Genomic DNA, 10,135 nt, shown 5'->3' with positions numbered 1-10,135 from the left:
ATGCGAAGATTGTAGTCACAATATACGATTTGAAGCTATCAGAAACTTTTTTAGAAAATATTAACACGTCCAATTAGGGGCGTATTTTTTATGTCTAAATTTATGGAGGTAATTATGGAAACATTATTTAAATCATTTGTCGCTGTCGTTGGGGCGATCGTTACATTTTTATTAGGAGGTTGGTCGCCTTTGTTGCAGGTACTTGTACTATTTATTGCATTCGATTATATTTTAGGAGTTTTAGTTGCTGCAAGTTATGGGCAATTAAGTAGCAAGATTGGATTTAGAGGTATTGCTAAAAAAGTAATGATCTTAGCTTTAGTAGCAGTAGCATATTCGATCGACACAATAATGGGAGATGGCACATTCATACGTGATGCAGTCATCTTCTTTTATTTGGCGAATGAGTTGTTAAGCATTTTGGAAACAGTAGGTAAGACCAATTTGCCAGTACCGGATGTACTTAAAAAAGCAGTTGAAACACTTAATAGTAAATCAAAGAGTAGCGAATAAATCGTTACTCTTTTTTAATTAAGAAAGGGGATATTAACATGAGTTACGCATTTCAAAAGTTACCACAGTTGGTTGATCATAGATCATCGATCCCTAAAAAGGGATCATATTCAAGACGTACACGAAAAATCACTCACCGTGTTTGGCATCATTCATTAACTAAGAAAACATTGGGTGGGTCTGTTGCAGCTGCATTCGCACGTTTTCATATTTCCTTAGGGTGGCCAGGTGTAGGTTATGCTTTTATCATTGAACCTCAAAACGTTGTCAAAACCAAAAAAGGGAATCGAGCAAGAATTGTCTATGCGAATGACATTAATCAACGCACTTATCACGTAGGAAACAGCAATCAATTTTCACTAGGAATTTGTGTTGCTGGGGATTATCGAAGTGATAAATTAGACGATGCAACAAAAGCATCCATTGCTGAATTACATGCAGCATTAGTCGCGGATCAGATTGGTAACCAGGATAAATCACACCATGAAATGCCGGGATATAGTTGGAAGGCTTGCTGTGTTTACAATTATAAAGAAGCGTTTAAGCTTTTAAATGTAAGTAAACCAACTGCAAAAACACCTGCAACTTATAAAATTCAACAGGGTGACACGTTCTGGGGAATCGCTCATAACTTGGATGGGATTACCGTAGAAGATTTAATTACTGCTAATCCAAAAGTAGATCCTAAAAAGTTAAAAGTTAGTCAGACAATCAACTTAGGTAAAGCTAAAAATACATTTACTCGTAAACCTAGCCAACCAAAGAAACCACAGTCGTCTTATAAATACCCATTACCAAGTGGGATTTTAAGAAGTGGTTCACGTGGCAATGGCGTTAAACAACTACAACAAGCTCTTAATGCAATTTACTTTAAATGTGGTTCTGTTGATGGAATACTAGGCCCTAAAACAGTAGATGCAATTAGACGCTTCCAAATGGTTTACTTACCGTATGAAGTGGACGGGGTATATGGTCCGAATACACGTAAGAAGTTGCAAGCTGTGTTGAAATCGAAAGGGTATTAATTTTTTGCCCATTACTTTATTACTGTGATAAGGTAAAGGTACTAAAAAATGTACAAGCCACTAGCCGTGGAAAAGCTAGTGGCTATTTTTTAAACTTTAATTATTTGAATAAATAGAATATATGTAAAGAGATTGTAACATAATACGTGACATTATTACCATATAATGCTATTATTAATATAGTATTCCATTATGCGGAATATAATGAATTGTCGGAAAAACGCGCGTAGTTACAAATATTAGTCGTTTATTATGGAATATAGGAAGTGCTTAATTTGTTTGCGTTTAAAAAAGGTGCACTGTTCATTAGTATGTTAGTTATTAGTTATATAGGTGAAAACGGTGAGGATTACAGGTCGTTTTTTGCTTCGTGGTTTATCTTTCTTTTGTTAGTAGTTATTGATTATATAGAAAACTATAATTTTAAAAAAATAGAAAATGAAAAATTTCCAGTGTTCCTTTACTCAATAGGAATTGCAATTTTTAGTATTTATGGAGGTATTTCTTTGTTGGGATCAATGGGATTAATTTATTTGGATAAGCTTTTTTTGACTGCTAATACCAACTTTATAATTGTAAAAGGGTTATTTTTGTTAATTCCGGGGAATAAGATAAGTGTAGATTGGTTTCTACTTTCGATATCCGCGTTTATAGTAATTTTCTTTATTCTAGAGTTCTTTGCTAAACCTGCACAATCGTATCGTGAAAAGCATAAATTGAAATATAATAAGAAGAGGGGGACGGCATAATGATTTTATTAGGGTATTTACCTTATTTGATATTGCTAGCTCTTTTTGTTTTTGTTGTTGCGTTGTACGTGAAATTATACTGTAGTACTAGAAATTTATTATATTCTTTTAAAGGATTGGTATATTTCATGGTTACTTCCTTAAGCTTTCCTTTTTCTTATTCTAATCACATATATAGACGTAGATCTGCTTTGAATCGAAAAATAAACTTAGATAAAAACCTTGATAAAGAACAACGTGAGAGATTGAAAAAAATAATAAAATCCAGAGTTCGACTATATTTCATTTTTACTTCTATGCATGTTTTAGAGTTTCCAAACTTTATTGAAGGATATTGTCGAGCATATTCAAAATGGTATAAGGAGAAAAACTCTAATAAAGATAAAAACAATGACAGTAGTATAAACCCATTATTGGAGATAAAAAGGTATGGAATTGGAGATTTCCCAAATTTATTCAATTCACTAAAAGAAAAAGCGATTTAGTTAAAAAACCTTTATTCCATAATTTCTCCCCATTCTATAAACCAAAAAACAATGCCCCTCTTATTGAGGGGCTATTCATTGATTAATACAGATTCCCGTTCATTTAACAATTCCCTCAACTCTTCAATATCATCAATTGTTGCTTGGTTACGAATAAAACTTCTCGCGCGGGACCGATCACTTAAATATTTAGCGCGTTCTTTATTTTTTTCTTGCCATTTTTTATTTGCTTCTGTTTGTTTGTTTTTATCGTCCATAATTTACCCCTTAATTTTTATTTCTCTTTATGATGAAAATTAAAAATACTCTTATGACATGGATTATAATAACAATGGTAAATAACGTTATTATAATATAATCTGCAATTCCCGGGTTTTTAATATCTACATATACAAACATGATAATAACACCCATGACAAGTAATGCAATATTTGTATAACCGAATTTTTTTAACATAATTTTAAGTGGATGTGTTATAATTTATTTGTAAGGGAGGTTTTACCCTCCCTAGGTGTTTAGCTGTCTTCCTTTTCAGGAGACGGCTTTTTGTTTTCTTGAGCCTCTTTCTTTTTAAGCTCTTTTTGTTCGACTACTATGTTGCTTACGTCTTTCGCACTAGATGTTATTCCTTTGATGGCTGTAACTGCTAGAACGATTATTGCTAGTACTTTCTCGACATCCACTTCCTCACCTCCTTATATATTATTATACTATGCATAGTATAATAAAGTCAACCTTTTTAATGTAATAATTTAATATTTTTCCAAATTAAAAAGACCGCTGTAAATGGCGGTCATTTAGCTTCATATTTTATCATGTTTTCTAACTGGATCAACATTTTATTGTAGTTTTCATTCTCTAATAATTTATGTACGATATTATTTGTCTGCTCGTCTGTTAGATTTACATGCATACTTGTCACAACCATTTTGACATAATCTTTAATATTTTGCACAATAGACCTCATTTATACCAAATATCGGCATATGTAAATAAAAGTAAAGAAAAAGACCGCTATCAAACACATTAAAATACATCGAAAAACACTAGAAAATAAGGTGTTTGTCGGCATTCTGTCGGCATTTTGCTTCTATAAAAAAATAGAGCAATTCCTTTTCATACAAGGAATTGCTCTATACCAACGTTTAACCCTAATGATTCCGATTGGGCTCGAACCAACGACCTCCACCCTGTCAAGGTGGCGCTCTCCCAGCTGAGCTACGGAATCGTATGTAATTGCAACATCTATTACTATATATAAAATTTGCGAATCTGTCAATCAATATTAATTTTTTGTAAAATATTTAATTTCATAGGCATTCTACCATCAAAAGTAGAATGCCTACCTACCATCATTTACCCGTTCTTTTGCTGAAACTGCTTCATAAATTCACTGAGTGCAAGACATGCTTCTTGTGGAACAGCATTATACGTAGAGGCACGACAACCTCCTACTGAACGATGGCCATTTAGACCGACAAATCCTTCTTCAACAGCTTCTGCTAAAAACTTCTTTTCCAACTCATCGTTTTGTAGACGGAATGTAATATTCATTAGGGAACGACTATCTTTACGTGCGTGTCCCACATAAAATCCGTTACTTTCATCCATAGCATCATAAATAAGTTTTGCTTTTTCTTCATTATTAGCTGCTACAGCATTAAGTCCACCTTGCAGTTCAATCCACTTTAGCACTTCTCCTAACATATAGATGCCAAAAGTTGATGGCGTATTGTATAAAGAATTACTTTTTATATGCGTTTGATAGTCAAGCATTGTTGGCACATCATTATTCGCTTTTTCAATGAATTCTTTTTTAATAATTGCGACTGTTACACCTGATGGACCAAGGTTTTTCTGGGCACCTGCATAAATAAGATCAAATTTACTTACATCAATTGGTTTTGACATGATGTCGCTTGACATGTCACCGATTAACGGGACTTGTCCTGTTTCAGGAAATTCCTTCCACTGTGTACCATAAATCGTGTTATTTGACGTAAGGTGAATATATGCGTCATTTTCATGAAAGCTACTTGCAGAAATTTCTGGAATATAGCGATATTGATCTTCTTTTGAGCTTGCTACATGGTAAGCCTCTCCGAAAAAAGTTGTTTCTTTAAAAGCTTTTTCAGACCATGATCCTGTCATAATATAGCCTGCTTTTGTATCTTTTGGCAAAAAGTTCATCGGTATCATGGCAAATTGCAAGCTTGCTCCGCCTTGTAAAAAGACAACTTCATAATTTTCTGGAATGGAGAATAATTTTTTTAATCTTGTGATTGCTTCATTATGTACATTCTCATATGTTTTACTTCTGTGACTTAGTTCCATGATTGACATACCAGTCGATTGGAAATTTGTCAGTTCTTGCTGGGCATTTTCAAGTACAGCAGTTGGAAGTGCTGATGGGCCAGCATTAAAATTGTATACATTTTGATTGAGGGGTTTCACATTTTTCACTTCCTATTCATTGTTAATTCTAATTATACTTTGTTAAAAACATTTTGTTAATTATTAATTATTGAATTAAAGTATTAATCGATTAAATCGCTACCAATAAACTGTTAAAGTTGATCCTATTTTTCAAAAATAACAGATGAAATTAGGAGAAAAACACCTGTAGATTCTCACCAATCAGCGCAACAAAAAGTAGTTAACACTTATTAATTGTCATCCGATATACTATTAGCCAGTTTCTGAAAAGCCTCATTTAACGTCCTCATTCTTTTTTCAACTTTTATAATCGCAGCATCTAATGTAAATCCTTCATCGACCATTTCTTGAATAAGGAGGATTTTTTTCACGTTTAAATAATTATATCTTCGTGTTGAACCTTCTTCATCTTGTTCAGATTGAATCGCACCTTTTTCTTCCCAATAACGAATTTTTCGTGTAGGAATACCAGTAATTTTAGAAACTTCCCCAATTCCGACAATTAGTTTATTTAGTAATTCAAAATCTAAAAGAGCATTTAGTTTTTGAACATCTTTATCCATTTCCATTCTCCTAACTCCTTAGTTTGTCATTATTTTACGCTAAAAGAAAATAAACTACAAACAATCTATTGACTTTAATTGTAGTTAAGTTACAATTATTATAATTAAATTCTATGACGGGAAGTTAAATTACATATATGGAGGTACTTATGGGAAATATCATAAAGTCTGGAAGAAGTACGCAGCCAAATTATTCGTTGTTGACAGTTATTTTGTTTTGGTGTGGGTTGGTCATTGTAGCGAGCAACTATTTGACCATTCCTTTAATGACTATTTTTAGTCAAGTTTTTGATGCTTCGATAGCAAAAGTTGCTTGGACAGGTAGTGCATTTTCATTATTTTATGCTATTGGTTCATTATTTTCCGGCCCAATATCAGATCGTTACGGGCGAAAAAAAGTAATATTAATAGGTTTACTATTATTAACCGTTATTACCTTTTTACTACCCTTGGTTAGTCATTTAACATGGATTATTATTTTACGAAGTATTCAAGGACTTACCGCTGCAAGTTTTGCACCTGTTGCTCTCAGTTATGTTGTTGATCTATTTCCAACTGAAAAAGTGGTCACCACTATTGGATTTATTAGCTCTGGTTTTTTAATGGCGGGAATTGTTGGACAAATTTTTAGTGATTTTTTTAGTCAAAAATTTGGTTGGCAAAGTGTATTTTATTTTTCTGGGGGTATATATCTATTTACAGCTCTAATTGTTGCTTTCTCACTACCGAAATCAATGATACAAAATGTAGATAGCAATTTAAGGACGATGTTTTATCAATTTAGAACGATTTTAGTTCAAAAAAAATTAATATTATGTTATGTGATAACAATTACTTTGCTACTTACATTTGTTGCTGTTTACACGGTTTTAGGTGATTTTTTAAGCGAAAAATATCATGTAGATGAGAGAGGAATTTTATCTATTCGAATGTTAGGGATCATCGGTATGCTATTTGCACCAGTAGCAGGGCTACTTACTCGCCGGTACGGATTGTTTCATGTATTACGTGGAGCATTATCCCTTGCAGTTATTGGCGTAGCACTCCTTGGCATTAGTTTTAACTTAATTTTTGCCGTATGTATGAGTATCGTTTTTGTCACTGGTATTGCTTTAACAGTTCCGACACTTATTTCCGTAGTCGGGGAACTTGGTGGAGAAAACCGTGGGGCAGCGGTATCTTTCTATGCGTTTATTTTATTTATTGGTACTAGTCTAGGTCCAATTATCGCTGTATTGTTACTTAAGTTTGGAAGTTACGTGATTGCATTTCTATCATTAGCATTGCTTCTTAGTGTGGGACTCTTCCTTTCGTTTTTACTAAAAGGCGAAGATGAGAAAGGAAGAGGCGAGAAAGGGAATTTAATTTCTAAATAAAGGAGAAATTGAATTGGATGAAGGTATTGTAAAAGGGTACGCTACTTCTGTTTTTGGATTGGATACGATTGTATCAGATTCGGCCATCGATGATACGTTACTGGAATTAATAGAACTTAGAACGTTGCAGATGAATGAGGGGATATGTCGTCTCGATATCTGTTGGGAGGATGTCAAAAAATTATCTGAAACGGAACGGAAATTGTACGAACTAATTATGTGGGAAAAATCCAACTTTTTTACTGCTAAAGAAAAATCTGTATTAGCGTTAACTGATGCGGTTTTGATCATCCAAGCACACCATTTTTCTGATCATGTCGATGAGGTGGTAATAAATCACTTTAGTCGAGAAGAAATTTCCGAACTTCTATTGGCAATTACTTCGATCATTACATATTATGGCCTGTTTAAAAGCAATGTAAATCTCAGCTAAGAGAATAGTTAGAACAATGAACGAGTATGAAATAATAAATGAAAAAGCAAACATTAGACCTCTGTTTTGTATCAGGGGTCTTATTATTTTATAAATAAAATCAAGAATAATAATGCTTTGTCACAAGCCGCCAGTCGTCTAAAAATAAGTTCCATAAATTAGGACGACGTCTAATGGCAAGCGGATGATATGCAACGATCGTTTGATACCCTTGCACATAATGTACTTTTCCGCGTAATGATTTTACGTCCACATCAGCATTTTGAAAAAAACTTTGTACCGCAATATTTCCTAAACAAAAAAGGAGAGAAGGCTTTTTTTCTTTTAGTTGTTGATGGAGATGGTGGATACATATTTGTCGAGTTTGTTCCTTCTCATATGCACGTTTCGGTCGTCTTTTTAAAATATAGGTGATATACAAGTCTTTTTCATGAAGTCCTACATGATTTGCCGCTAATTGTAACGTTTCTCTTGTACCACAAACATATTCGTTCCCTTCTTTATCTTCACGTGCACCAGGATTATCAAGAATAATCATGATGGAAGCAGTTGGATTTCCTTCTCCCCAAATCATCCGTGAGCCATGTTTATAAAGTCCACATTTTTTACAATGAATAAAATCCTCAGGGGTTAGTTCTTCTTGAAATGGGGTAGGGCAAAAGTGAGTCATTTGTATTCCTCCAAACTTTTATAGAAGTTGTTCAGAAGTCCGATAAAAAGGACACTTCGCATTTCTTTGGCGGTTAAGAAAGGATCAATCCTTTCTTCCTGCTCACTGGCTAAAGGCGCGACGTTCTGGGACGAGCATTTAGCGGAGTCCCAGGACGTCAGCGACTTAGCCGACCTTGGTCCTTTTTATCTTCTTTTTTGAACACGTACCTATAGAATTATCTTTCTCATTTAGCATTCGTCCATTACAATAGAAGTATGCAATGAACCAAAAGGAAAATGACAAGGGTGTGAAACTAATCATTCCTGCCTTGCTCTTGTTTTTAGTTTCATGTTTAGCCCTGAACCGTTCACACGTAGAAAAAGAGTAGATTTTATCAAGGGAAGGTGGGAATAGAGTAAAAAGTATATGCGGTTTTGGAATAAGGTCACTACTAAAGACCTAATGTATTTGCTATAATAAGTTAACATATTATTCGATGTACATATAATGGTAGAAGATGAAATGAGAAAGGATGTTATTTGATGTCTAGCAGGATTTGGTTAGGAATATTATTTCTTACGTTAGGACTTGGATTTTTATTACAACAAGCTGGTATTTTGCAATTTACAACTGTACTTTCCACTTGGTGGCCACTTATCCTAATTATTATCGGTATTATTCAATTATTGAATCGTACGCAAGGGTCATCCATATCAGGTTTTTTCTTTATTATCGTTGGCGGGTTGTTTTTAGCTAATCAATGGTTTGACGTTAATATAGCAACATATATTTGGCCAATAATTTTAATTTTTATTGGATTCGTGTTCATCTTTGCCCGCGTTAATCAAGAAAAATCGATCGATTCATCTCAAGCAGTTAATGCATTTGTTATATTTTCGGGGGTGGATGTTCGGAGTCAATCAGAAGACTTTCAAGGTGGAAGTGTAACAGCTGTATTTGGTGGCGCTGAAATTGATCTACGTGATGTGATTCTTTCAGATCAAGGTGCAACACTTGATTTATCGGCAATATTTGGCGGTGTTAGTATTACTGTCCCTGATAATGTACAGGTAGAAGTAAAAGGTATTCCCATTTTTGGCGGTTGGGAAGATAAGTCGAGAAAACATGTAGATAACGGAGAATTCCAGCCTGTGTTAAAGGTGAATTGTTTAGCGGTTTTTGGTGGTGTAGAAATTAAAGATTAATTTTTAAACATTACCTTTCCCGTCCTATGCTATACTAGGTTTAAATACATATCAAAAGGAGAGGTTACAGCTTGAGTGATAAAAAAAGTATTACGAGAGAGATGGCAACCGAAATAATTCTTCATGCAAAGAAAGAGAAGGGTTTAACTTTTGACGAAATTGCCGAGATAGTTGGACGTCATCCCGTTTGGACAGCATCTGCAATTATGGGGCAAGCAACAATGGACGAGGATGAGGCAGAAAAACTTGCTCAATTACTTGAACTAGATTCAGGGGTGGCAAAGGCGCTACAAGAAATACCCTATCGTGGCTCACTTGATGAGACGATCCCTGTCGATCCATTAATTTATCGTTTCTATGAAATGATCCAAGTGTATGGAACATCAATGAAATCCATTATTCATGAAAAATTTGGTGATGGAATTATGAGTGCAATCGACTTTAAAATGGATATTGAACGAAAAGAAGATCCAAATGGTGATAGAGTCGTCATTACGCTCGATGGGAAGTTTTTACCGACGAAAAAGTGGTAGAAAATTAAGATTAATAAAATATAAGGGTAATAGTATTCCCAAAGTAATAAAAAGGCGAGGCAGGACACATAACTGTTTCGTCTTTTTGTTTACTAAAAGGTAGTTGTAAGGGGCAAGTGATTAGAACAAGACGTTATTGGAAGATAAGGAAAGAAAAGAGGGGAA

General features: G+C 34.1%; 14 protein-coding genes and 1 tRNA gene. 8 read left to right on the top strand and 7 right to left on the bottom strand.

All coding sequences use genetic code 11. The features are described 5' to 3' along the window. The first annotated feature begins 90 nt into the window (after nt 1-90). From DFR56_RS21450 to DFR56_RS21435, 4 genes are all read left to right on the top strand, one after another. A complete protein-coding gene (locus DFR56_RS21450) occupies nt 91-513 on the top strand; it encodes a phage holin family protein (RefSeq protein ID WP_244916610.1) in 423 nt (140 codons plus the stop codon). A gap of 38 nt (nt 514-551) precedes the next feature. Next, the gene (locus DFR56_RS21445) at nt 552-1,538 is read left to right on the top strand and encodes a peptidoglycan-binding protein (protein WP_110397503.1); all 987 of its coding nucleotides are present in this window, start codon (nt 552-554) and stop codon (nt 1,536-1,538) included. Nucleotides 1,539-1,813: 275 nt separating this feature from the next. After that, nucleotides 1,814-2,287, top strand: coding sequence for a hypothetical protein (locus tag DFR56_RS21440; protein ID WP_110397502.1), 474 nt, complete (start codon nt 1,814-1,816; stop codon nt 2,285-2,287). Beyond that, nucleotides 2,287-2,772 carry a hypothetical protein gene (locus DFR56_RS21435; RefSeq protein WP_110397501.1) on the top strand — a complete coding sequence of 162 codons (486 nt, stop codon included), beginning with the start codon at nt 2,287-2,289 and terminating at the stop codon, nt 2,770-2,772. The genes DFR56_RS21440 and DFR56_RS21435 overlap by 1 nt, the downstream gene beginning before the upstream one ends. A gap of 71 nt (nt 2,773-2,843) precedes the next feature. Here DFR56_RS21435 and DFR56_RS21430 read toward each other — a convergent pair whose 3' ends face one another. The 6 genes from DFR56_RS21430 to DFR56_RS21415 form a co-directional block, all read right to left on the bottom strand. Further along, entirely contained in the window at nt 2,844-3,029 is a 186-nt protein-coding gene (locus DFR56_RS21430; RefSeq protein WP_110397500.1) for a hypothetical protein, read from the bottom strand. A gap of 258 nt (nt 3,030-3,287) precedes the next feature. Continuing rightward, complete coding sequence (locus DFR56_RS23165) at nt 3,288-3,455, bottom strand: hypothetical protein (RefSeq protein ID WP_158525761.1); 168 nt, start codon at nt 3,453-3,455, stop codon at nt 3,288-3,290. 110 nt (nt 3,456-3,565) lie between these two features. Further along, the gene (locus tag DFR56_RS23160) at nt 3,566-3,727 is read right to left on the bottom strand and encodes a hypothetical protein (protein ID WP_158525760.1); all 162 of its coding nucleotides are present in this window, start codon (nt 3,725-3,727) and stop codon (nt 3,566-3,568) included. Nucleotides 3,728-3,927: 200 nt separating this feature from the next. Beyond that, a tRNA-Val gene (locus DFR56_RS21425) sits at nt 3,928-4,000 on the bottom strand. A gap of 128 nt (nt 4,001-4,128) precedes the next feature. Continuing rightward, a complete protein-coding gene (serC, locus tag DFR56_RS21420) occupies nt 4,129-5,226 on the bottom strand; it encodes a 3-phosphoserine/phosphohydroxythreonine transaminase (RefSeq protein ID WP_110397499.1) in 1,098 nt (365 codons plus the stop codon). A gap of 212 nt (nt 5,227-5,438) precedes the next feature. Beyond that, nucleotides 5,439-5,777: a MerR family transcriptional regulator gene (locus DFR56_RS21415; protein WP_242694595.1), complete on the bottom strand. Its 339-nt coding sequence runs from the start codon at nt 5,775-5,777 to the stop codon at nt 5,439-5,441. A 143-nt stretch (nt 5,778-5,920) separates the two neighbouring features. On the opposite strand from DFR56_RS21415, the gene DFR56_RS21410 reads away from it, so the two are divergent. Both DFR56_RS21410 and DFR56_RS21405 read left to right on the top strand, forming a co-directional pair. Continuing rightward, nucleotides 5,921-7,147 (top strand): MFS transporter, encoded by a 1,227-nt coding sequence (locus DFR56_RS21410; RefSeq protein WP_110397498.1) that lies wholly within the window; start codon nt 5,921-5,923, stop codon nt 7,145-7,147. Between the two features lie 13 nt (nt 7,148-7,160). Beyond that, a complete protein-coding gene (locus DFR56_RS21405; RefSeq protein WP_110397497.1) occupies nt 7,161-7,580 on the top strand; it encodes a carboxymuconolactone decarboxylase family protein in 420 nt (139 codons plus the stop codon). 100 nt (nt 7,581-7,680) lie between these two features. Here DFR56_RS21405 and DFR56_RS21400 read toward each other — a convergent pair whose 3' ends face one another. Further along, nucleotides 7,681-8,250, bottom strand: coding sequence for a uracil-DNA glycosylase (locus DFR56_RS21400; protein WP_110397496.1), 570 nt, complete (start codon nt 8,248-8,250; stop codon nt 7,681-7,683). 524 nt (nt 8,251-8,774) lie between these two features. On the opposite strand from DFR56_RS21400, the gene DFR56_RS21395 reads away from it, so the two are divergent. Then, nucleotides 8,775-9,437, top strand: coding sequence for a LiaF transmembrane domain-containing protein (locus DFR56_RS21395; protein ID WP_110397495.1), 663 nt, complete (start codon nt 8,775-8,777; stop codon nt 9,435-9,437). Between the two features lie 71 nt (nt 9,438-9,508). After that, nucleotides 9,509-9,970: a cyanase gene (gene cynS, locus DFR56_RS21390; RefSeq protein WP_242694596.1), complete on the top strand. Its 462-nt coding sequence runs from the start codon at nt 9,509-9,511 to the stop codon at nt 9,968-9,970. The last annotated feature ends 165 nt before the right edge of the window (nt 9,971-10,135 follow it).

The sequence above is a fragment of the Pseudogracilibacillus auburnensis genome (genome assembly GCF_003201975.1).
Lineage (GTDB): Bacteria > Bacillota > Bacilli > Bacillales > Amphibacillaceae > Pseudogracilibacillus > Pseudogracilibacillus auburnensis.
Note: the sequence above shows the minus strand (reverse complement) of the source record. Positions and strands in the feature narration are given on the sequence as shown.

Excerpts from the sequence above, each read along its gene's own strand:
- DFR56_RS21450 (WP_244916610.1), top strand. The coding sequence starts at position 91 with ATGTCTAAATTTATGGAGGTAATTATGGAAACATTATTTAAATCATTT.
- DFR56_RS21445 (WP_110397503.1), top strand. The coding sequence starts at position 552 with ATGAGTTACGCATTTCAAAAGTTACCACAGTTGGTTGATCATAGATCA.
- DFR56_RS21435 (WP_110397501.1), top strand. The coding sequence starts at position 2,287 with ATGATTTTATTAGGGTATTTACCTTATTTGATATTGCTAGCTCTTTTT.
- DFR56_RS21430 (WP_110397500.1), bottom strand. The coding sequence starts at position 3,029 with ATGGACGATAAAAACAAACAAACAGAAGCAAATAAAAAATGGCAAGAA.
- DFR56_RS21415 (WP_242694595.1), bottom strand. The coding sequence starts at position 5,777 with ATGGAAATGGATAAAGATGTTCAAAAACTAAATGCTCTTTTAGATTTT.
- DFR56_RS21410 (WP_110397498.1), top strand. The coding sequence starts at position 5,921 with ATGGGAAATATCATAAAGTCTGGAAGAAGTACGCAGCCAAATTATTCG.
- DFR56_RS21400 (WP_110397496.1), bottom strand. The coding sequence starts at position 8,250 with ATGACTCACTTTTGCCCTACCCCATTTCAAGAAGAACTAACCCCTGAG.
- DFR56_RS21395 (WP_110397495.1), top strand. The coding sequence starts at position 8,775 with ATGTCTAGCAGGATTTGGTTAGGAATATTATTTCTTACGTTAGGACTT.